Origin of the sequence: Flavobacterium psychraerolatum (assembly GCF_025960985.1) — a bacterium.
Lineage (GTDB): Bacteria > Bacteroidota > Bacteroidia > Flavobacteriales > Flavobacteriaceae > Flavobacterium.
Map to the genome: position 1 here is coordinate 1 of NZ_JAOQMX010000052.1, position 22629 is coordinate 22629.

The window sequence follows — 22629 nt, forward strand, 5'->3', positions numbered from 1 at the left end:
CTTCTCTTCTAAACTCCATTTCTTGTATTTCATATCTCAAATGTACTATTTGAAATTTAGAATATCACTCTGAACTTATAAGGGGCTAAAATACAGAGTTACTCGATTCTTTTCCGAACTTTAGCGTATAACTTTAGCAACTGCAATACGTTCCGATTTGTCTTTTCATTTCCTTTGTATTAATTTACACAAATACGCTATAATTAAAAAACAAAATGCAAACCAACTCAAGGATAGCTTCAATTATAAAGACGAATAATCTCGAATTTTCGGTTACTGCTGTGCCTTCTTTTGATTTAGCAGTTTTAAACCTTCGCGATGATTTGGAATTTGAACTACCCACTAATCTAAGATTGGGACATCTTGCTGAAAAAATTGTTTCTGAACTAATAAAAAACTCTACCAACTATAATCTTGTATATGAAAACATACAGATCATTGAAGATAAAAAGACCATTGGTGAACTTGATTTTATTATCGAAAATGAAGTAACTAGAGATTTAATTCATGTAGAGTTAGCCTATAAATTTTACCTCTTTGATCCTACCCTTTCCTTGGAACCTATAAACAACTGGATTGGACCCAATAGAAATGATTCTTTACAACAGAAATTAACAAAATTAAAAACTAAGCAATTCCCTTTATTGCACTATGATTGTACTGCTTCACAACTTTATAACTTGGATATAAAAACTGTTTCGCAAGCTTTATGTTTGTTAGTTTCCTTATTTGTTCCTTATGATTTCAAACAAAACCTACCTCCTGTTTACCAGAAAGCCATTAAAGGATATTATCTAGATTTTGATACTTTTATAAGTCTTGATTCTACTGACAAATTCTATTTTTTACCTTCAAAAACTGATTGGGGTATAGATCCAGCAGACAACGAAATGTGGATAAAAATTAATTCTATTGAAAAGAGTATTCGAATCAATATGTACGAGAAAAGATCCCTATTATGTTGGCAAAAACAAAAAAACTCCTATGCTGTTTTTTTTATCGTTTGGTGGTAAAATGTGATGATTATTGCATAATTGTAATTAGTAAGTAAGCTGCTGCTTATTTACAACGATTATCAATTTAACTAAAAATTTAATCATAACGATTATAATCCAATTCCAGCAGTAAGATCCCTGGTCAATGACGGCATTGGCTCCATAAATTACATAACATATAAATTAAGTTCTTCTCTGCTAGTTAATCTTTAAAGATGAGCTATACTTTCTTCTAGTTCTCAATATAATAGCTGCGCAATTTTATTGTAATGATAAAAAGCCAACCACATCTAATCCTTCAATAAATATCTTTTGGAAAACTCTTTTGAAATTATTTAATTCTATCTGTATTCCGGATTCTCAAAACCCCAGTGCGTACCATCATCCCATTTATTTCTAGAATTTCCATAATCAGGATATCCATTACTTTCCTTCAATATTTTTGCTAAATGAAGCAAATTATAGGTCATAAATGTGGTGTTTCTATTGGTGAAATCAGAATTAAAACCAACCGGTGGAGTTATTTTTTTGCCATCCCATTCTGTATCTCCGTAACTAGGTCCAGGTCCTACTTTACCCAACCACCCGCAATCTGCTTGTGGAGGTATGGAGTAGCCAATATGTTGCATAGAATATAAAATTCCCATTGCACAATGTTTAGCCCCATCTTCATTTCCAGTAATGATACACCCTCCTACTTTACCATAATATATGTATTGTCCTTTATCATTAGTTTGAGAACTCATAGCATACAAACGTTCTATAAGTTTTTGCGCTTCAGACGATTTTTGACCTAACCAAATAGGTGTTCCAATAATAAGTACATCTGCAGTCATTATTTTTTCAAAAATTGAAGGCCAAACATCCTTTTCAAAACCATGTTCTGTCATATCTGGATAAATACCTACGGCAACTTCTTGGTCAATGAGGCGTATGGTTTCAAAAGAAACTTTTTCTTTTTTTAAAATATCTTGAGAAACCTTCATTAAAGTTTCTGTATGGCTTTTTTGAGGTGATTTCTTTAAAGTGCAATTAATATAAATAACCGATAAGTTCGAAAAATTCATAATTATAATTTTTAAATTTTAGTTATTAAACAGCTAAATTAAAAGTCAAAATATAAGATTTATAAAGTAAATCTCTTAGTGACTGCATTGCCCTAATACTACCCAAATAAGGGTAAAAATCAATACTGTGCTAAAACAGCCTCCTCCCAATTTTTTGGCACCGTAACCTGCCAAAAGGCCTTTAAATAAGTTATTCATATTCTGTTTTTTTTAAGGAATTATATACTTTTTTTTAAGTAATATTTAATAAAATGAATTTCGGTATTCTAAAGACAATTAATTTATATAAAAAACTGTAAAAGTTTCAAAATTTACCGTTAAAAGTATCTATTGGTATAAGTAATCCATATAATACAAAGTCCTTATCGTTTTGTAAATTTGGTTAATACATAGTGTTTGAGCTTATTAGATTACTAAAAACAAGTTTCTATTGCATTTCCTTATCCTTTCAACTAAGTATAAGTTGATAACCATAAATCGATACTACTCAAGAGAATTAAATTTAATCCCAATTATAGAAATAACTGAATTAGAGAACTACATCCGTATGTGAAAATTAAACAACTTATAAGAAGTCAAAATTTATACTTTCTTTCTATTGATTACATTTTTTGCCTATAAATGCATTTATACTAACGCTCCCAAACAGGATTTTGGGATTGCAAAAGCATTTACCAAAGCCACAGCATCTGGACGTACGTTCCAACACAATTGATTGACCATTTTCCGAATAGCTTTTGTTTTCACTGCTTCCATATAATTGTCCTCTAGATACCATGCTTTATTATTTTCTATTTGAGAAAGTGCGTACAGTTGACAGAGCTGATTTAAAATTGCTTTGCATTTTTCATCTTCAACAGTAGCAATGGCCAACTGAAATTGTTCTAAAACTACGCGGTCCAAATAAGCTCCAGCTACATCAATCATCTGGTGCTGCACGACATTAAAAGCATCATAAGGAGCCATATTGTTATCCACTAATTTTTTGATGCGCTTGGCAGCAGAAGCCAAAATTGTCTTTTCACGGTGTTGAAAAGCTTGTAAATGAAATTCTCCATCTAACAAGTGGTGTTCGTCTGTATTTCGAATTGCAATCGGATTTTTTTCGGCTATTACTGATTTAGTATTTTCATAAACGTAACTAATAATTCCCAATGAGCCCATTTCCCCAAAGGATTTTCTAAATTCAGATAAGCGGCTTTTTGCAACCAACTGCATCAATACAGTATTGTCCCCTTCAAAAGTGGTATAAATTTCTGTATCATTTTTTAATGCATCAATTCTGTTTTCAGACAAATATCCTTTTCCTCCACAAGCTTCTCTACATTCTTGTAAAATTGCTGTTGTACTCCAAGTAGAATACGATTTCAAACCCGCAGCCAATGCTTCTATTTCTTGCATTTCTGGTTCCGTTTTTGTCAAAAATCGTTGCGTCAAATACTGCAAAGCAAAATGAACAGCATAGGTTTTTGCTAACGGAATTAGCAATCGTCTTTGGTGCATTCGGTAATTCAAAATTGGCACTTCAGAGTCACCTTCTGGTCCAAATTGTCGACGTTGGTCGCTATATTTTATGGCAATTGTTAGTCCCGTTTTGGCAGCTGCCAAAGCCGAACGTGGAATACCAATTCGGCCTCCAACCAAAGTTCCTAGCATAGTAAAGAAACGTCTGTTATCACTTGGAATTGGACTTTCAAATTCACCTTTATCATTTACCGAGGCAAAACGATCCAGCATATCATCCTTTGGAATACTTACTTGGTCAAAACTAATTGTACCATTGTCTACTCCATTAAGTCCCATTTTATGACCACAATCTCCAATAGTAACTCCCTCTAAAATGCTGCCTTTTTCATCGCGTAAGGGAACAATAAAAGCATTTACGCCATAATCGTGATCCTCTATAATTAACTTTGCAAATACTGTCGCCATTTGTCCATGCAAAGCTGCGTTACCTATATATTCTTTTTGTGCTTTTGGGTGTGGTGTATGTATTGTGAAAGACTGACTCTCGTGATGATACGTAGCTGTAGTTTCCAATCCTTTCACATTAGAACCGTGGTGGGTTTCGGTCATTGCAAAACAGCCTGGTAATTTTAAGGTACCAATATCACGTAGGTATTTGATATAATGTTTTTCGGTACCCAAGGATTGCACACTCATTCCCCATAATCCAAATTGCACTCCAAATTTAATAACCAAGCTCAAATCATGATAACTCAAGGTCTCCATGATGGCAAAATAATCAGCCATATTTTCTCCTCCACCATATTTGTGGGGATAAGCCATATTACCCAAGTTTTCCTGAGCTAAAATTTTACACCAATCAAAAACTCTTTGTCGATAAACGTTTACATCTGTTATGGTTTTCAACTTAAATTCTGGACTGGAAATTATGGTTTTTACTTTCTCAATTATTGGGGCTTGATCACCATCTAGAATGGCTCTGATTTTTTGAACATTAAAATTATCATCCGTTTGATGCGTCACAGTTCGTGGATTTGCCTTAGTTTTAAAATTATTAATAGCCTCCTCCCCTAGAATTCCTAAATCATTTTCTAGTTTTACAAAAGAAGACTCCAAGTTTTGAATGGTTGTATCGTTACCAGATAATGCCAAAGCAATTTCGAAAATAGACTTAATCGACTGATTTTCCTGAATAGTTTCTTCAACTGTATCCTTCCAATCTGTTATGTCTTTACGTGAAGGTGGGTTATTGATATTTGTTTTTGACAATAGCCATAGTTGCTCCTCATCTGAAAGCCAACCTTGCGCATTGATAAATTTTTGCAAAGTAATAAACTCTTTTCTGGTCAATAAATCATCTGACCAAACGAGATAAAAAAGAGGAATAAAAGCTTGTAGTTTAGCATTTTCCATAATAGGTGTCTTCAAAATGGTTAAGTTATTCTGTATCTGTAATAGATTATGAAAATACGAATTCTAATTTGTATTCTTTGTTAAGGAGGTACTAATTTTAATTTCAAAAGATAGCTATTGCGTAGTACGGTTGTGATAATGAAAAAGGAAAAGGGAGCTTTCTCAAAATAAAGGTGCTAAAGTAGAAAAGGCAAAAGTTTTTGAAATACATTCCAAAAAAAAATACTTCTAAGTAGTCGAACATAAGTAAAATGCTTTGTATTTGATAATCACTAGGCTTATTTTTATCATTAAAAGAAAATAAAAGTTTTAGAAATACCATTCACCTACTTAATAACATGTTCTTACTCTTAAATTGTAGGTTTGAATTACTTACAACCTACTCCTTTTGAATCTATGATAGGGTCTATTTTGTCTACAAATTGCTACGCCCCAGATCGTAGCGGTAGCCCCGAGAAGTTGATGGCTATTTTTTACAGTCACTAGAGAGCGACCAACGGAAGCTCCTCTAGTGACTAGTAAAAAAAGCCACCGAATGGAGGGCTATAGCGGAGTGCTGGATTAGGCGCATGATAGAACTACCAAGTATCTCCTCTTCGAATTAAATAGTATAAGTGGTCGGATCACTTGGGGGGTTTTTGAGTATTAGTTTACCTTAATAACTGCTAATTATGAAACTTTTATTGATACTTATATAATATTATTTACTATTTAATCCCGAACTTCACTTTATAAATATTTGATGATAAATACAGTTTAGTTTAAGGACTCATTTAATAAATATAGTGGTGAAAATTGATGGATGTTTTTTAATATCCTTTTACTCTTTTATTCGAGCCTTATTAAGGTATCGCTTAAACTTAATTATCATTTAATTTTAGTAACAATTAAAATAATCAGCAGTATGGAAAATAATAATAAAGAAACTCAAAATAATAAAGACGAATCAAAAGGTAAATGTAAAGCAAAGATCAAGGAATCGGAAGAGGTACATTTAACTACCGAAATTGAAACTGATGAAGACGGAAATAAAACTGTTGTTCACAGAGCGAGGGACTGATAATTACTTTTGAATCCATTACACAAATACAATATAATACAAACATTAAAAAAAAACCTATGACTATTTTAGATTTAGCACAAAAAAGATATTCCACAAAAAAATACAATACAAATAGAGCAATACCCGAAGAGAAGATCGAGGAACTAAAAGAAGTTCTACGCCTCACTCCCTCTTCAATTAATATTCAGCCTTGGAAATTTACATTTGTTCAAAATCCTGCAGTGAAAGCGAAATTGGCGGCTGCATCTCTCCATAATGAAGAAAAAATTAAACAAGCAGAGTTACTAGTCATTTTTAGTGTGGCAGACGATTTGGATGTTTTTCAAAAAGTGGTAGATAGTGAATATGTTCCCGCTTTGAGAGATTGGTACACTAATATGAGAGCCAACATGCCTGAAGCTGATTTGAAATTATGGCTTGAAAAACAACTCTACATTGCCTTGGGTGTCGGCTTGAGCGCAAGCATTGCCTTGGGCTTGGATTCTACTCCAATGGAAGGTATCGAAGCGGATAAATATATAAATATACTCGATATGAAAGCTTACAAACCTCTATTTGCTTTGGCTGTAGGTTATGGTGCTGAAGATGACTTTAACCGAATTGAGGTTAAGCCAAAATCTAGAAGATCACAAGAAGATGTAATTGAAAATATTTAAGAACTTTAGTTTTGTTTTTTATTGGCGACTAAAATAGTTACGTCCAATTACTACTATTTATAAAAATAATAGTATCTCATTACTGATAAAATAATCAATAGATATGTTGAAAAAAGTAGCAGATCAAATTGTGGAAATGCTCGTAAGTAACAATGTAAAAAGAATATATGCCGTTACTGGCGATAGTTTAAATGAACTGAATGATGCAGTAAGACGCAGCGGAAAAATAAAATGGATCCATGTACGCCATGAAGAAGTGGGCGCATATGCTGCGGCAGCTGAAGCAGAATTAGACGGTTTAGCTTGTTGTGCCGGAAGTAGTGGTCCTGGACATGTTCACTTGATAAATGGATTGTATGATGCCAATCGTTCTGGTGTTCCATTGCTAGCTATTGCTTCTACTATCAACACTCCTGAATTTGGAGTAGACTATTTTCAATCGACAAATACTTATAAATTATTTGATGATTGTAGTGTTTACAATCAATTAGCTACTACTCCTACTCAGGTTCCTCGTATGCTACAAGCAGCTATTCAGAATGCAATTCATAAAAAAGGCGTTGCAGTGTTTGGTTTACCTGGTGATATCTCTTCAATGCAAGCCGTAGAAAGTGCAACTTCTATGTATAATTTTGATGGAGCAACTATTATCCAACCAGCCGATAATGAAATGATAAAGCTTGCCAATCTTTTGAATAAGTATCCCAAAATTTCTATTTTTTGTGGTATTGGAGCAAGAGAAGCTCATGATGATATTGTGAAACTAGCGGGACTTCTGAAAGCACCTATTGGATACTCTTTCCGAGGAAAAATGGGTATGCAGTACAATAATCCCTATGAAGTGGGTATGACAGGTTTGTTGGGCGTACCTTCTGCTTTTCATGCTATGCATGAAGCAGATGTTGTACTCTTGTTGGGAACAGATTTTCCTTATGAGCATTTTATGCCTGTAAAAAATAAAATAATTCAGATCGATTATAAGCCTGAACGATTGGGACGACGTGCGAAATTAGAAATGGGATTGAACGGTAAAATTACAGATACTATCGCTGCGTTATTACCTTTGATTAATGAAAAAGATGATGATAGTTTTTTGAATGCTCAATTGGAATTTTACAACAAAGTAAAAGAAAACTTAAATCTATATGTTGAGGACTCTGGTAAAGAAAATCATATTAGTCCCGAATATGTTGCGTCTACAATTAATAAAATGGCGAATGATGATACTATTTTTACTGTAGACACAGGAATGTGTTGCGTGTGGGGAGCACGATATATTGAAGGTACGGGTAAACGTTTTATGTTGGGTTCATTTAATCATGGATCAATGGCAAACGCGATGCCAATGGCGATTGGTGCACAACTTGCCTATCCAAAAAGACAAGTAATCGCTTTTTGTGGAGATGGAGGACTCTCAATGCTCTTGGGTGATTTGGCCACTATTAAACAATATAACCTTCCTATAAAATTAATTGTTTTTAATAATCGATCTCTGGGAATGGTACAACTCGAAATGCAAGTGGAAGGTTTACCTAATAATGAAACCGATATGGTAAATCCTGATTTTGCTATGGTTGCACAAGCAATGGGTTTTAAAGGAATTACGGTAACTCATCCAGATAAAGTACAAAATGCACTTGAGGAAGCATTTATTCATGAAGGCCCAGTTCTAGTAAGTGTTTTTACCAACCCTCAAGCTTTGGCAATGCCTCCAAAAATGGAATTTGATCAAATGAAAGGCTATGCTTTATCCATAAGTAAAATGATATTGGGTGGTAGAATGGATGAAGTATTAGAAATGGTTAAAACTAATTATAAGCACTTAAAAGAAGTATTATAAAGAATGTATTAAAACTCGTTTTTATTATAACCTTACCATGCTATCACATCTAATTTTAACTTATTAAGCACAAAAACATTTTATAGACTTTGTGCTTTTTTTATTTAGTTTTTTTAATTTAATATTACATAATGTATCAATAGTTTATTCTTAAAAAGATAAAATTATTACTTAGTAATCGTTCTAAATATTGAAGTCAAGAACCATAGCATTTAGCACCTTAAAAAAGAACTCCTAATTTTTACTTTATAAACGATGTAGAAATAAGGAGTTCTTTTATTTTATATCGAAATCCTTCAAAATAGCCTTAATTCCTTCTTGATATGTTGTTACTTCAAAATCAGGAAATCGATTTTTAAATTTTCTAGAATCAAAGATATTTGCAATTTCATATCGAGGCAATAATTCCTGTGTTTCTTTTATATTTTTATCCGTTAAGGCTGCTATTTTCAAAACAAAAGAACTTAACACAGTGTAAGGAACTGGGCGACCTAGTTGTTTTTCGATTTCTAAAAAAAATTGTTTGTATGTAAGTCTGTTATCATCACAAGGTAAGTGCCACGTTTGTCCATAAGTATCTGGTGTATTACCAATCAGAGCCATAGCTTTGCTCGCGTCAGGAGTAAATATTAAAGTTCGTAATACATCGTCTTTAAGGAATACTTTTGGTTCTTTGTGTTTTCTTAAATTTTCAAAAACCATTGTATTAGTTAAGCCTTTTGTTTTTCCGGGACCATAAAATTCAGGTGCTCTGCAAATAACGGCTTCAATATCTTTATTTGTAATCGCTTGCAACAATAAATCTGCAGCTAGTTTTTTTCCTCTTCCTTTTTTTCCTTCCGAAGTTAGTGGAGTTGTTTCTGTTTGAATACTAGTATCTTGTGGGTAAGCATAAGTATTATCAAAATAAACCAATTTACATTTATTGATCTTACACGCAGCAATTACGTTTCTCAGTACAATTTGCCAATCACGAAGCCAAATCTCAGAGTCATAAGGCAAACCTACAGTGAGGTAGGCAATCTCCGTTTCCTGAAGTGCTTCAATAACGCATTTTGGATCAAGTAAATCGGCTTTAAAAAGTTCGTCATCAGGGTTTACTTTCTCTGGATTCCTACCCACTAATTTTATTTTTGAGGTATAATTTTTACGTAATTCACGAGCTAATTCTTCACCTATAATTCCGTTTGCGCCTAGTATCGTTTGCATTGTTATTTTGTTTTATGAGACCCTAATTTATGAAGACTAAGGTACTAATTACAACTATAAAAAAGTTACAGAATTACCGTTTAATATTGCTTGATACTATTATTTTTGAAAATAAATCCCTATAAATTAACCGCCAAAAGCTTTCAATTATACAATTTATTTTATATCAAAAACTATTTTACATACTCTTTAAAACTAAAATTCACTCTTAATTGTTTATTTCCCTTTGTGAAACAATAGTTGCTTAAAAAATCACTTCCTATTCACAATCCCATTTTTCATTTGAAATTTTATCAGTCAAAGCTAATTTCAAATTATAATGCCACCATTCAGAGTCAATGGAATTAAAATATTTAGAGGTCATAATATTTTTTAAAAATTCTCTGTTTTTCTTTACTTCGACAGACACATTTTTATAATGGTGACTTGCTTCCTCCCCAAAAAAGTCAAAAGGAGTTCCCATATCCAATTCTTTTCCGTTTTTATCAACTAGTGTTATGTCCACTGCTCCACCTCTATTGTGAATACTTCCTTTGGCAGGATTGGCTACATACTGAGCATTGGGAACGATAGCCCACATTTTCTTTTGAATATCTAGCGGACGGTAACAATCAAACAGTTGAATACGATAACCTCTCTTCATAAATTCTTTGTTGACCAATAGCAAGGCTTTTACGATTTTTAACCTCAAGTAACATTCATCACAATCATATACTTTGGCCTTCAAAAAATTGTCTTTTGTGGCATACTTCATGTTATATACAAAATCGGTACTGTAATTTTTCAATTTTACAAATGTTGTATCATTTTCCTGTGGTAGTGGATTTAGGCTATTCACACTTAATGGTAAAGTAGATTGACAAGATAAAAGTACGACCAAAACGGTCATCGAAATTATAAAACGTATAAAAATTGACATGAATATATTTTTGACTAAAAATAAGAAATTATAACCCAATCTCTAAAATTATTAGATAAAAAAAAGAGGTTTTATCCTATTCTAAAACCTCTTTTTTTTCACTATTAAATAAGAATTAAAATCCTTATACTTTTGGGAGTTTGTATTCCAATTCAATAACCCATATTTACCTTACTATTTAGCTTACTAAAATTAGGGAATAAGAGCACTATCCTTCCTTTTCATTTTCTAGTTCCAATAGTTCAACTTTTAATCTATAAATCATTTGGAAGCAGCAGCTTAATCTTCATTTAAGAAAATCTAATCTTTTTTTTTGTTACTACATAAAGATGAATTTTCATCTTATGTAAGAGGAAATAGCTAGTATTGATATAAATACATATCAATAAGAATGGTCCTTTAAATTGGGATTCCAAATTATACCGATAATTTACATTCGATTTTACCATTACTACCGTAAAATATTATAATTTTATCGTTAAATACCTATTTTAAAAAACAACATACATTCTATGAAATTATCTGAATTACAAAAAATCATTCAAGGGATCCCAAAAACGGAGTTACATTTACACATCGAAGGGAGTTTTGAACCAGAACTTATGTTCGAAATAGCCAATAGAAATAATATCACTTTAGCATATGACTCTGTAGAATCATTGAAAAAAGCATATCAGTTTAATAATCTTCAAGAATTTTTGGATATTTATTATCTAGGAGCGCAGGTACTCTTAAAGGAGCAAGATTTTTTCGATCTAACTTGGGCATATTTAACCAAAGTACACAGCCAAAATGTGGTACATGTAGAGGTCTTTTTCGATCCACAAACCCATACCGATAGAGGTGTCCCTTTTTCAGTGGCAATCACCGGAATTCACAATGCACTTGAAAAAGCCAAAGTTGAATTGAATATTTCATATAAATTAATAATGTCTTATTTGCGTCATCTGAGCGAAGAGTCAGCTTTCCAAACACTTGAATCATCACTTCCTTTCAAACATTGGATTGACGGTGTAGGACTTGACTCCTCAGAGTTAGGAAATCCACCTAGTAAATTTAAGAATGTTTTTGAAGCTTCTGCCACAGAGGGCTTTAAATTGGTTGCACATGCAGGAGAAGAAGGTCCAGCAGACTATATTTGGGAAGCTCTTGACATTTTGAAAATTGAAAGAATAGACCACGGAAACCGCTGTTTGGATGATAATGCTTTGGTACAAAGATTAATCGATAATAAAATTGCTTTGACCTTATGCCCACTTAGTAATTTGGAACTCAAAGTGATCAAAAAAATGGAAGATCATCCCGTAGCTAAAATGTTAGAAAAAGGAATTTTAGCTACCATCAACTCTGATGATCCTGCATATTTTGGCGGATACATGAATGAGAATTATTATGAAACTGCCAAAGCCTTAAACCTTAACAATAACCAATTAATGCAATTGGCTATTAATGGTTTTGAAGCTAGTTGGTTATCTTCAGATGATAAAGCAACACATATCGCAACGGTTAAGACCTATTTCAACAGTCTCAACTAATATTCAATTTCAAAATGTAAAACAACTATTGAATACGTATAGTAAAACGGAACAAAATTTATTTATAGTTTGTTCCGTTTTATTATAGTAATAGTTGATGTGTAAAAAATATTCTTTTTTATACTTTTTAAAAATTATAGTTTTTTTTTACAATATAGATTTGTACCAACTGAGAGTAGCTACAAAATAAATGTGTTATGTGCTATTTCAATTAAAAAAATGGTAGAAAATCTTCTTATCCTGGAGCTTTTTTCACTTTTAATAATTTCAGTACTCTATTTTTAAAGCATAAAAAAACCACGAATCATAGAAGATTCGTGGTTTTTTTATGCTTTTTTATACTTACATATACCGATCTTGAAAAATGTGTTGATGGTGTTTTTGATGTCCAATAATCAAAAATCCCAAAGCTCTAACAGACACCGATTGATCCGACGCTACCCCCATTCTACTTAATTGTTCATCGGTAAAACTTTTAAATAAAAATAAGGTCGAAAATCGAACAGCAGATAATTCAGCTAATAAACCCTGTATATTTCTAGAGTTTGCATCTGTATTTGCTACATAATCATTCTCATCAAAACCAGCTAAAGAAGTTTGGTCATTCCTTGAAATCCTCATGGCTCTATAAGAGAATACCCTTTCAGTATCAATCAAATGTTGAATAATATCTTTGATAGTCCATTTTCCTTCAGCGTACCGAAAATCGAATTTATCCATTGAAATATTTTGGACAAATTTGATGAATTGATGAAGACTTATTTCTAAGTCTTCAATCAAATCTTCATTTTTCAATACATCAATATAAGTCGAAAAAAAATTCGAATATTCAGAAGTAGTTAATTCGCTTACTTTCATCTCTTCAATTAATTACGCAGAGTTTCTACTTGCATTTGTATTTCCGAAAAGAGATCGCATAACGATTTTTTCATATACCTTAATTAATGCATCGTCTGGTACAGCTGCTTTATTTAATTCATTAATACGTAATAAAGCATATTGCTGTATTGTCAACAAAGGCAACACAATACGCTCTCTAATTTCAATAGAAGCTTTACCATCAGGATAATTTTCCATTAACTCTGTATGACCTGCAATTTTCAACAATAAACGTTTGGTATCCAAAAATTCGTCGTAGATCATTTGCCAGAATTCACCAAAAACTGGATCATTTTTCATGTATGCTGTTAAAGGGAAAAATGACTTTGCCAAAGACATCATACTGTTTTCTAACAAGGTTCTAAAGAACATTGAATTATCATATAACGCTTGTACTTTCTCCCATTCTCCTGCTTCTTCATAATGTTTCAATGCAGCACCTACACCATAAAAACCTGGAACATTTTGTTTCAATTGACTCCAAGACCCTACAAATGGTATAGCTCTTAAATCTTTGAAATCTAGTTCTGCTGATTTACTTCTTTTTGATGGACGACTTCCAATATTGGTTTTAGCATAATATTTCAAAGTACTCATTTGCTCCAAATAAGGAATAAATTGTGGATGATTTTTGAAATTTAAATATTTATCATACCCTAAATTGGATAATTTATCCATCACGATTTTATCCTCAGGAGCCAAGATATTTTTATTTTTATTAAATACCTGATTGGTTACACCAGCACTCAATAAATTTTCTAAATTATAACGACACGAATCCAAAGTACCAAAATTTGAACTAATCGTTTGACCTTGTACCGTAATTTGTATCTCTTTATTTTCGATGTTTGGTCCTAGAGACGCATAGAATTTATGTGTTTTTCCTCCTCCACGAGCAGGCGGCCCACCTCGACCATCAAAGAAAATCACTTCAACATTATATTTTCTAGAAATAGCAGTCAAAGCTTCTTTGGCTTGATAAATACTCCAGTTAGCCATTAAATAACCACCATCTTTGGTACCATCAGAGAATCCTAACATAATTGTTTGTATATTACCTCTACTTTTCAAATGACCGGCATACATAGGGTTAGTGTACAACTTCTCCATAATATTATGAGCATCCAACAAATCATCTACAGATTCAAAAAGCGGAATAACATCTACAGTTGGTTTTTCCCAACCTGTCAAGTGAATCATCGCTAATGTTTCCATTACATTCAAAGCACTTTCATTATTACTAATAATATAACGATTTGCTCCTTGCTCTCCATTCTTAGCTTGAATTACTTTAATAGCTTGGATTGACTCAATAGTAGCACGAGTCATTTCTTGTTCAAAAACTTTAGAATCTAAGCTACCTTTAACAGTAGATAATACATTAAATTTTTCAGCTTCGTTTAAGTCATAATAATTAGCTGGAAAGACTGAAGCATCAGTTTTTTGATAAAAATCAAAAACATCTTTAAAAACAGCATCATGAATTCGGCTATTTTGACGAATATCCAAAGTAGCAAAATAGAACCCAAACAAATTCACATTTATAATCAATGCTTCCAAATCATCTAAATACAATGATTGATGTTGTTCTATAACAATACTTCTAATTTTATTTAATTGAGCTTTTAATTCTTCCAAAGTAATATAAATATCTCCTTGCGAATAAAAAACAGAGCGGTATAATTTGCTTTCCAATTCTGCTACCAATACATCAACATTGAAGAAAGTCAATTTTCTTTTTAGTTTACGTACTTCGATATAGTAGCATTTTAAGATTGAAGTTCTCAAACTATCAGCCACTTTTAAAGTAATTTCTGTTGTTACAAATGGGTTACCATCACGGTCACCACCCGGCCAGAAACCTAATTTTACAATTGGGTTATCAATTGTTTGTCCAGGGAAAATATTTTTTTGCAGATAATGTATCATATCACTAGACGTAGGATAGAATACATTTTCGAGATACCAAATTAAACTAACCGCTTCATCATAAGGATTTGGTTTTTCGTTTTTGATAAAAGGCGTTTTTCCTAACTGTGCCAAAAGTTGTTTGATTCTTAATAAATCATTTCCTCTAATAGCTTCAGTTAGATCATTTATAATTCCTAATACTGCTCCAGGATAAAATTGTGTAGGATGTGCAGTAAGAACTGTTCTAATATTGAAATCTTTAAAAAACTCAATCAATTCTTCTTGCTTCCCTTTAGCATCTGTTTTTTCTTTAATATCCCTCAAAGATCCTCTTCCTTCCATATTATTTACGGTAGAAAAAGCAGCATCTTCAACGGCATCAAACAATACTATTTGACGCTCAATATATTGAATAAAGCGAAACATCAAATCAAGCTTATCTTTCTCATTATTAGAACTCAAATATTTGTTTGAGAAAAACTCCATAATTTCTTTTGGAGTCTCATGTTTTTTGAATCCAGATTCGCACACATCAGTAAATAACGGAAGCATTACTCCAGTATTATCAATTGAATCAAAAGGTAATGTTATAAAAACACTATTATAAATATTATATTTTGAAAGAACATTTTGATTAAATCGTTCGATTTTAGGGTGTATGTACATATTTATTTTTGTTTTTTAATGGATTTATAAAAAAATAACCTCAAGAACTAACTTAAGGTTATATTAAAAATATAGCATTCAAGTCAATTACATGTTTTTAAAGATGGTATGCATCAAACGCTTTTTATCGTTAATGCTTTCCTCTAGAGAAATCATAGTTTCTGTTCTATAAACACCATCAATGTCATCAATCATGAAGATTACATCTTTGGCGTGTTTGGTATCTTTAGCTCTGATTTTACAGAAAATATTAAATTTACCTGTTGTTACTGAAGCCACAGTAACAAATGGAATTTCGTTAATACGCTCCAAAACAAACTTAGTTTGAGAAGTATTATTTAGAAAAACACCTACATAAGCAATGAATGAATACCCTAATTTATCATAGTCAAGTACCAATGACGAACCCATAATAATACCAGCGTCTTCCATTTTCTTCACCCTTACATGCACAGTACCAGCTGAAATCAATAACTTTTTTGCAATATCTGTAAAAGGTACTCTTGTGTTATCGATTAACATATCTAAAATCTGATGATCTACTTCATCTAAACGGAACTTACTCATATTTTTTAAAATTAATTATAATTATCAGGTTTTACGAATTATAAAAATATACATAAAAACTAAAAAAAGCTGAAAATTATTGTTTTTTTATCAATCCATTAACAAATCTTGCATTGTTTTTCAAACAAAAACTTGCTTTTTTGTTTAATTTGATAGCTTCACTATCTAAATCACTCAATTCTTCACCGTCTAAATTATAGACAACATGACCGAAACGATTTTCCAGTTCTCCTATCTCAACAATATAAGCATTGAATTCAATTTTACCTTCAATCAATTCCTCCTTATATTGTGCAGCAAAATTCGTTAATTTTTCAATACCATCATAATTTATTTTTATGTTTTTATATATAAAATCATAAAAAGACTGTTTATTTTGAGGAATATTTAAATAATTATCAATTCCTTTAAAAACTATAACGTTTTCGCTTAGTATTTCAAAACTACTCAATAACGACATAAAAACATATTTTCGCGTTATTTCACGCTCGTAATCACCTTGATAATGTCCCGCTTCAAACAAAAGCGTAGGTACTCCCATATACTGAAAAGTATCCCCTATACAGTTAATGTTGAAAGAATCATCAAAACGGCCTACTTGCCCTGGTATAAATTGCTGTAGTACATCATTAATACCGGAAATTAACTCAATTGCCTTCAATCTAGAATCATTAACTTCCCGTTCTTCATTATAAGAAGGAGCCAAAAACGACATCGTAGCTGGTTCTCCCGTATCACTAACACCAAAAATAGTACGCTGATCGTGAAGATTAAAGCAATAATCTGGTTTGAATTCCTCAAACATGGCGCGTAATAATTTACTTTCGGGCTGGGTTAGATCTTGGGAATCTCTATTTAAATCTACCTTATTGGCATTTTCACGAGTGTATAAGCGTGCACCGTCAGGATTCAACATTGGCAATACACAGAAAGTAAACTGACTCAATAACGAGGTCGCTAATACCGAACCAGACTTTAATAAATTCAAAAAATCAAATACTCCTTTGGTCGTTGTACTTTCATTTCCATGCATCTGTGACCATAAAAATATTCGGGTATCACCATGACCTATTAGGTAACTATAGACTGGCTCACCTAGTGCCGATTGCCCTATAATTGATAATTCATTATTAGTGTTTAATTGATTTAATAATGGAGCAATAGCATCTAGTGTTAGGTACCTTCCATGTAAGGACTGTTCTTTATTTTCTTGGAACAATTGTTCTAAATTCATATCATATTATTTAATTTACAAAAGTAAACAACTTTATTTTTACAATTGTAAACAGTTTTAAAAGCTACTTTTTTATAATTGTAAACACTTTTCAAATGGGTTATTTACTCCTGAACACTCCAAAAATTGACAATTGTTACTAATTTTAATTTTAGTATTTAATGTTTACTTATTCAGTATTTTATGGATTATAATCTAAACTTTAACTATATGTTAAAATTGTATTATAATCTAATTTACAGATGTAAATAAGCAAGTTGTTGTTAAAATGATTACATTTGTAAATAAGTAAAACCAATACGTAATTTACAATGGTAAACACGGAAGATTTCATTAAAAGACTAGAAGTAATATTAGAATATCATACCTTGAATGCCTCTGCATTTGCGGATAAAATCGGTGTACAAAGATCTAGTCTGTCACACTTGCTTTCAGGAAGAAATAAACCTAGTTTGGATTTTATTTTAAAAATACTTGAAGAGTTCCCAGAAGTCGATTTGTATTGGTTATTAAATGGAACAGGTACTTTTCCCAAAAGTGATATAACAGAAACTAATACCCCCAACACACCTTTAGAAATAAAAAAACCACCAGTAGATTTATTTTCGGAAGAAAAACAAAATGACGCACCTCCTACTTTCGAAAAGCAAAAAGGTAAAGACCTAATTCAAACTATTGCAAGCACAACTTCTGAGGTCGAAAAGATTGTTGTCTTTTATACAAACGGAACCTTTAAAAGCTATATTCCTGAATAGTATTTAACTTTTTGGTACTACATACGTAACAAATTAAAAGGATCCTTAACCACCATTCGTAAGTTGCACCGTATATTATGTCTAATAATGAATATTGAGGTTGTTCCAGCCCCGTTTTGGCTGTAGTAAAGATTAAAACCAACATTAACTTAGAACTCTTACTACCTATCCTCCTGCGTTCAACTTTCCTGCTATCAAATATGTACATATACACGGAAGCCAATTGAACTAAAAAACTTTATAGAAGTGAATTTCTTGTGGATAGTTAACGTTAAAGAGTATTATAAATTTTAAGAAAAGATTCGACTTGGTTTGAAACAAAAGTCAACTTATTAAAGATTTATTATTAAAACAGCTCAAGCACTACCTAAATAAGCTTTCTAGCTTTCTCCAAGTCTTCAATCGTGTCGATACCGATGCCGGCGTGGGTAGTTTCAATCATTTTAATTTGTTTACCAAATTCAAGATAACGCAATTGTTCTAGTTTCTCTGAGGCTTCAAGTGACTTCATTGGTAAACTATAAAAATCTAATAGAGCTTGTTTTCGAAAAGCATACACCCCAATATGTTTCATATATCGTACTCCAGCATTTATATCTCTTGGAAAGGGGATTACAGAACGAGAAAAGTACAATGCGAAGTTATTTTGATTTACAACAACCTTTACATTATTGGGATTATTAATCTCCTCTTGATCTTTTATTTCAAACATTAACGATGCTAGATCCACCTTGTTATCACTATCATTTTTAAACACTTCAATAATTTCTTTTAAAGGTTTTATATCTATAAACGGCTCATCTCCTTGCACATTGATAACAATATCTACATCAATACTTTCAATAGCTTCTGCAATACGATCACTACCCGATTCATGTTCTTTGATACTCATAATTGCCTTTCCACCATGATTGACTATTTCATCAAAAATCAAATCGGAATCTGTTACTACAAAAACATCGTCAAATAATTGCGTATTTAATGCAGCTTCATACGTTCTTAAAATTACTGTTTTACCACCAAGATCTTGCATCAGTTTGGCATGAAATCGTGTAGAAGCGTAACGGGCTGGAATGACTGCTATTATTTTCATAGAATAGTTATTAAACCGCAAAAGCAGTAAGAATTAAAGTATTTATTGTTAACGCATTTTAAAGTGAGCAAATATATACAATCTTATAGAAAGTTTTATTTTTTACTATTTGTCAAATCTACTTTCATAGGTTCTTATTGAATATTACTGAAAAAAAATGTTGTGATCTATATTGTAAACCTGTGCCGATAGTACTACTCAATAAAACTTTCATCCTTAAAACCAATCAAGTATAATTTACTTTTTGCCCTCGTCATTGCAGTGTATAACCAACGGATGTAATCACGATCTATACCGTTGGGTAAGTAGGGTTGTTCTATAAAAACGGTATCCCATTGTCCACCTTGTGATTTATGACAAGTAATTGCATAGGAGAACTTTACCTGCAACCCGTTAAAGTATTCATTTGCCTTAACTTTTTGAAATTTCTTATATTTTGTTGTTTCATTTTCATAGTCTTTCATGACTTCTTCATAGAGTCGATTGGACTCTTCATAGGATAAAGAGGGGGATTCACTTTTTATAGTATCAAGTAACAAAACGGTTTCAAATGGTTTTTGATTTGGGTAATCGACCATTCGGATTTTTACTTGAGCAAACTTAAAACCATACAATTCTATGATTTTAAAAATCTCTAAAACTTCAATAATATCACCGTTGGCAATAAACCCTGCTTCATCAGAATCCTTCAACCAGAAATAATTATTCTTAACTACCATCAAGAAATCACCTGATGATAGTTCACTTTCTTTGTCTAATATTTTGGTTCGAATTTGCTCATTATATTGATTAGCTCTTTTATTCGAGCGAACAATAAAAGCGGTGTCTTCAATGCTATAATTACTATAGGCGGAATTAATTGCGTCCTGAATATCATATCCATCTGTCAAACGTACAATATCTTTAAAATTCTTTACATCAAACCTAAATTCAGTTATAAATGAATCTTTCAATAACTCACGAAGTTCGGTTGCATTAAATAAAATTCCCGAATCCTCTTCCTGACGCATGACTTCATCTAGTTCAATATGATCAATTTCTTTATTGTAATGCAAACTAAGCGTATCAATATCCAAAGCTGGACTGATGTCTAAGTTTACAGGAGGCAGCTGCGCCGTGTCTCCCAACAAAATCATTTTACAATTGGTTCCTGAATATACGTAAGAAATCAAATCATCCAACAAAGATCCGTTTTCATATAATTTGGAATCCGAATTGGTATCCGATATCATCGAGGCCTCATCTACAATAAAAATGGTGTTTTTGTGTTTATTGGGCTGTAAAACAAAAGAAACACCACCACCTGATGACTTCTTAGGAAAGTAAATTTTCTTATGAATGGTAAAAGCAGGTTTTTCGGAATAATTTGCAATCACCTTTGCCGCACGACCTGTTGGAGCTAGCAAAACATATTTTTTATTGATTTCGAGTAAATTATTAACAATTGTCGAAATAACAGTTGTTTTCCCTGTTCCTGCATATCCTTTTAATACAAAAATAGTATCATCATAGGTGTCTGTTAAAAAAATAGCTATTTTTTGAAAAAAGATATCCTGTTGCTGCGTTGGCGTAAAAGGAAATTTTTTTCGTAAAAGACTATATAATAAGGAGGAATTCATCTTGTAATTGGGATTGTAAATTTGAAATTCAAAGATAGGGTAATGATTTTCATTTAACTATTTTTTTTATTATCAAGGCAAGAAGTTGCTTTTTAACTGAAGAGTAGTAATCAACTATTTTGATAAAAAAAATAGATGTAGCAATTTATTTTACCAAAAAAATACTACGGTCCAAATTTGAATTTTAGTCGGTTCTTGTCTTTTATTTTTTATTTGAAATAGTCCTTTGTTTTTGATATTCGAAATTGTTATTTTGATTCTTGAATCTTGATTTTTGAATTTTGAAGTTGTAAGTTTGCCAAAGTAAATAAAAACAGCGTTATTCATGGACATCACCGAAAAGAAATACAAAAAACTATCTATTCAAGTTTCATTGACTGGACTTTCTTTTTGTTGTTTTGACACATTGAACGGTACCATATCCTCTTTTAACGAAGTTTTGTTTGATACTATTGACAAAGGAATAAAAATTGAAGATTTATTTTCGGATGCCTTTCAGAAACATCAGGAACTAAATGATACCTATGATGAAGTATTAATCATTCATAACAACAACCTCTCTACCTTTGTACCCACTTCTCTATTTGATGAAAATTATCTAGGGAGTTATTTACAATATAATACAAAGGTTTTTGAAACTGATTTTTTTGCCTTTGACGAAATCAACACCTATAATATCAATACCGTTTTTATTCCATATGTAAACATGAATAACTATTTTATTGATAAATTTGGTAGCTTTGACTATAAGCATGCCAACACTATTTTGCTTAGCAAGTTAATGGATCAATCCAAAAACAACGACAACAAAACCATCTGGGTACATTTTGCTCCAGGTTATTTTGAAATTATTGTGATACAGAATCAAAATTTACTTTTATTCAACTCGTTTGAATACACAACCCCAGAGGATTTCTTGTACTATTTATTATTCACTGCTGAACAGCTAAATATGAATCCAGAGAATTTTCCGTTAGAATTGATTGGAAACATCAATTTTGAGAGTGAATTTTACAAGATAGCCTACAAATACATCCGAAACATCGAATTAATTGATGTAGAAGATTTACGATGGAACAATTATTTTTCTGAGGCCGAAAACAGAAAACATTTTATACTTTTCAACTCATGAGAATCATTTCAGGAAAATTTAAAGGAAGACGTATCTCTCCACCCAAAGGCCTTCCCGTGCGACCTACAACCGACATGTCAAAAGAAGCCTTATTTAATGTACTAAACAATCATTTCAGTTTTGAAGGATTGAAAATACTAGACTTATTTGCCGGAACCGGAAACATCAGTTATGAATTTGCTTCACGCGGAAGCACACCAATCACGTCTGTAGATGGCGATTTTGGGTGTGTGAAATTTATCAAAAAAACAGCAGAAGAGTACGATTTTAATATCGCTGCTCTAAAAAGTGATGTTTTTAAATTTTTGGAAAGAAATAATGCTACTTATGATATTATTTTTGCAGATCCTCCATACAATTTTGATCAAAAAACGTTTGAGAAAATCGTAACCATAATTTTTGAAAGAAATAGTTTGAATGAAGATGGTATGATGGTTATCGAACATTCAAAATATACTAAACTCGATCACATGATGAATTTCTCTTTCATGAAAAGTTACGGAGGTTCTATTTTTAGCTTTTTCGAATTAAATAATGGAGAAAAAGAAGTCGATAATGAAAATGAAGATATCGAAGACGAAGAAGAATAATCTCTACTCGTCTATTTTA

The 22629-nt window shown here is 31.9% G+C and carries 19 protein-coding genes; 8 read left to right on the top strand and 11 right to left on the bottom strand.

All coding sequences use genetic code 11. From position 1 onward, the window contains the following. The first annotated feature begins 215 nt into the window (after positions 1-215). The gene (locus tag M2326_RS15375; RefSeq protein ID WP_264620431.1) at positions 216-1013 is read left to right on the top strand and encodes a DUF1853 family protein; all 798 of its coding nucleotides are present in this window, start codon (positions 216-218) and stop codon (positions 1011-1013) included. Between the two features lie 323 nt (positions 1014-1336). Here the strand turns inward: M2326_RS15375 and M2326_RS15380 are convergent, their stop codons facing one another. From M2326_RS15380 to M2326_RS15390, 3 genes are all read right to left on the bottom strand, one after another. After that, positions 1337-2062: a flavodoxin family protein gene (locus tag M2326_RS15380; protein WP_264620432.1), complete on the bottom strand. Its 726-nt coding sequence runs from the start codon at positions 2060-2062 to the stop codon at positions 1337-1339. Between the two features lie 75 nt (positions 2063-2137). Beyond that, complete coding sequence (locus tag M2326_RS15385; protein WP_264620433.1) at positions 2138-2260, bottom strand: hypothetical protein; 123 nt, start codon at positions 2258-2260, stop codon at positions 2138-2140. 429 nt (positions 2261-2689) lie between these two features. Next, positions 2690-4942: an acyl-CoA dehydrogenase family protein gene (locus M2326_RS15390; protein ID WP_264620434.1), complete on the bottom strand. Its 2253-nt coding sequence runs from the start codon at positions 4940-4942 to the stop codon at positions 2690-2692. Between the two features lie 904 nt (positions 4943-5846). On the opposite strand from M2326_RS15390, the gene M2326_RS15395 reads away from it, so the two are divergent. The 3 genes from M2326_RS15395 to M2326_RS15405 all read left to right on the top strand — a co-directional run bounded on the left by M2326_RS15395 (position 5847) and on the right by M2326_RS15405 (position 8501). After that, the gene (locus tag M2326_RS15395; RefSeq protein WP_264620435.1) at positions 5847-6002 is read left to right on the top strand and encodes a hypothetical protein; all 156 of its coding nucleotides are present in this window, start codon (positions 5847-5849) and stop codon (positions 6000-6002) included. A 59-nt stretch (positions 6003-6061) separates the two neighbouring features. After that, complete coding sequence (locus tag M2326_RS15400) at positions 6062-6661, top strand: nitroreductase family protein (protein ID WP_264620436.1); 600 nt, start codon at positions 6062-6064, stop codon at positions 6659-6661. A 103-nt stretch (positions 6662-6764) separates the two neighbouring features. Then, positions 6765-8501 carry a thiamine pyrophosphate-dependent enzyme gene (locus M2326_RS15405; protein ID WP_264620437.1) on the top strand — a complete coding sequence of 579 codons (1737 nt, stop codon included), beginning with the start codon at positions 6765-6767 and terminating at the stop codon, positions 8499-8501. Between the two features lie 276 nt (positions 8502-8777). On the opposite strand, the gene M2326_RS15410 is transcribed toward M2326_RS15405, so the two are convergent. Together M2326_RS15410 and M2326_RS15415 are read right to left on the bottom strand one after the other, a co-directional pair. Then, on the bottom strand, positions 8778-9710 hold the full coding sequence (locus M2326_RS15410) for an NAD-dependent epimerase/dehydratase family protein (RefSeq protein WP_264620438.1): 933 nt from the start codon (positions 9708-9710) through the stop codon (positions 8778-8780). 259 nt (positions 9711-9969) lie between these two features. Next, positions 9970-10629, bottom strand: coding sequence for a M15 family metallopeptidase (locus M2326_RS15415; protein ID WP_264620439.1), 660 nt, complete (start codon positions 10627-10629; stop codon positions 9970-9972). Between the two features lie 512 nt (positions 10630-11141). Here M2326_RS15415 and M2326_RS15420 point away from each other — a divergent pair. Then, positions 11142-12164 carry an adenosine deaminase gene (locus tag M2326_RS15420; RefSeq protein WP_264620440.1) on the top strand — a complete coding sequence of 341 codons (1023 nt, stop codon included), beginning with the start codon at positions 11142-11144 and terminating at the stop codon, positions 12162-12164. Positions 12165-12506: 342 nt separating this feature from the next. Here M2326_RS15420 and M2326_RS15425 read toward each other — a convergent pair whose 3' ends face one another. The 4 genes from M2326_RS15425 to M2326_RS15440 all read right to left on the bottom strand — a co-directional run bounded on the left by M2326_RS15425 (position 12507) and on the right by M2326_RS15440 (position 17421). Then, positions 12507-13022: a DinB family protein gene (locus M2326_RS15425; RefSeq protein WP_264620441.1), complete on the bottom strand. Its 516-nt coding sequence runs from the start codon at positions 13020-13022 to the stop codon at positions 12507-12509. 12 nt (positions 13023-13034) lie between these two features. Beyond that, complete coding sequence (locus M2326_RS15430; RefSeq protein WP_264620442.1) at positions 13035-15620, bottom strand: phosphoenolpyruvate carboxylase; 2586 nt, start codon at positions 15618-15620, stop codon at positions 13035-13037. A gap of 87 nt (positions 15621-15707) precedes the next feature. Beyond that, entirely contained in the window at positions 15708-16187 is a 480-nt protein-coding gene (locus M2326_RS15435; RefSeq protein WP_072943262.1) for an Lrp/AsnC family transcriptional regulator, read from the bottom strand. A 76-nt stretch (positions 16188-16263) separates the two neighbouring features. Beyond that, complete coding sequence (locus tag M2326_RS15440) at positions 16264-17421, bottom strand: M14 family zinc carboxypeptidase (RefSeq protein ID WP_264620443.1); 1158 nt, start codon at positions 17419-17421, stop codon at positions 16264-16266. Between the two features lie 311 nt (positions 17422-17732). On the opposite strand from M2326_RS15440, the gene M2326_RS15445 reads away from it, so the two are divergent. Next, positions 17733-18176, top strand: coding sequence for a helix-turn-helix domain-containing protein (locus tag M2326_RS15445; RefSeq protein ID WP_264620444.1), 444 nt, complete (start codon positions 17733-17735; stop codon positions 18174-18176). 367 nt (positions 18177-18543) lie between these two features. Here the strand turns inward: M2326_RS15445 and kdsB are convergent, their stop codons facing one another. Continuing rightward, positions 18544-19269 (bottom strand): 3-deoxy-manno-octulosonate cytidylyltransferase, encoded by a 726-nt coding sequence (gene kdsB, locus M2326_RS15450; RefSeq protein WP_264620445.1) that lies wholly within the window; start codon positions 19267-19269, stop codon positions 18544-18546. Between the two features lie 194 nt (positions 19270-19463). Then, a complete protein-coding gene (locus M2326_RS15455; protein ID WP_264620446.1) occupies positions 19464-20888 on the bottom strand; it encodes an ATP-dependent DNA helicase in 1425 nt (474 codons plus the stop codon). A gap of 325 nt (positions 20889-21213) precedes the next feature. Here M2326_RS15455 and M2326_RS15460 point away from each other — a divergent pair, with 325 nt between their 5' ends. Together M2326_RS15460 and M2326_RS15465 are read left to right on the top strand one after the other, a co-directional pair. After that, positions 21214-22020, top strand: a complete 807-nt coding sequence (locus M2326_RS15460; protein ID WP_264620447.1) for a DUF3822 family protein — start codon at positions 21214-21216, stop codon at positions 22018-22020. Further along, complete coding sequence (locus M2326_RS15465) at positions 22017-22610, top strand: RsmD family RNA methyltransferase (protein ID WP_264620448.1); 594 nt, start codon at positions 22017-22019, stop codon at positions 22608-22610. The genes M2326_RS15460 and M2326_RS15465 overlap by 4 nt, the downstream gene beginning before the upstream one ends. The last annotated feature ends 19 nt before the right edge of the window (positions 22611-22629 follow it).

Bases quoted from the DNA above. Each gene is read 5' to 3' on its own strand.
- M2326_RS15445 (WP_264620444.1), top strand. From the start codon at position 17,733: ATGGTAAACACGGAAGATTTCATTAAAAGACTAGAAGTAATATTAGAA.
- M2326_RS15455 (WP_264620446.1), bottom strand. From the start codon at position 20,888: ATGAATTCCTCCTTATTATATAGTCTTTTACGAAAAAAATTTCCTTTT.
- M2326_RS15425 (WP_264620441.1), bottom strand. From the start codon at position 13,022: ATGAAAGTAAGCGAATTAACTACTTCTGAATATTCGAATTTTTTTTCG.
- kdsB (WP_264620445.1), bottom strand. From the start codon at position 19,269: ATGAAAATAATAGCAGTCATTCCAGCCCGTTACGCTTCTACACGATTT.
- M2326_RS15400 (WP_264620436.1), top strand. From the start codon at position 6,062: ATGACTATTTTAGATTTAGCACAAAAAAGATATTCCACAAAAAAATAC.
- M2326_RS15410 (WP_264620438.1), bottom strand. From the start codon at position 9,710: ATGCAAACGATACTAGGCGCAAACGGAATTATAGGTGAAGAATTAGCT.
- M2326_RS15420 (WP_264620440.1), top strand. From the start codon at position 11,142: ATGAAATTATCTGAATTACAAAAAATCATTCAAGGGATCCCAAAAACG.
- M2326_RS15395 (WP_264620435.1), top strand. From the start codon at position 5,847: ATGGAAAATAATAATAAAGAAACTCAAAATAATAAAGACGAATCAAAA.
- M2326_RS15390 (WP_264620434.1), bottom strand. From the start codon at position 4,942: ATGGAAAATGCTAAACTACAAGCTTTTATTCCTCTTTTTTATCTCGTT.
- M2326_RS15380 (WP_264620432.1), bottom strand. From the start codon at position 2,062: ATGAATTTTTCGAACTTATCGGTTATTTATATTAATTGCACTTTAAAG.
- M2326_RS15375 (WP_264620431.1), top strand. From the start codon at position 216: ATGCAAACCAACTCAAGGATAGCTTCAATTATAAAGACGAATAATCTC.
- M2326_RS15460 (WP_264620447.1), top strand. From the start codon at position 21,214: ATGGACATCACCGAAAAGAAATACAAAAAACTATCTATTCAAGTTTCA.
- M2326_RS15415 (WP_264620439.1), bottom strand. From the start codon at position 10,629: ATGTCAATTTTTATACGTTTTATAATTTCGATGACCGTTTTGGTCGTA.
- M2326_RS15465 (WP_264620448.1), top strand. From the start codon at position 22,017: ATGAGAATCATTTCAGGAAAATTTAAAGGAAGACGTATCTCTCCACCC.
- M2326_RS15385 (WP_264620433.1), bottom strand. From the start codon at position 2,260: ATGAATAACTTATTTAAAGGCCTTTTGGCAGGTTACGGTGCCAAAAAA.
- M2326_RS15440 (WP_264620443.1), bottom strand. From the start codon at position 17,421: ATGAATTTAGAACAATTGTTCCAAGAAAATAAAGAACAGTCCTTACAT.
- M2326_RS15435 (WP_072943262.1), bottom strand. From the start codon at position 16,187: ATGAGTAAGTTCCGTTTAGATGAAGTAGATCATCAGATTTTAGATATG.
- M2326_RS15430 (WP_264620442.1), bottom strand. From the start codon at position 15,620: ATGTACATACACCCTAAAATCGAACGATTTAATCAAAATGTTCTTTCA.
- M2326_RS15405 (WP_264620437.1), top strand. From the start codon at position 6,765: ATGTTGAAAAAAGTAGCAGATCAAATTGTGGAAATGCTCGTAAGTAAC.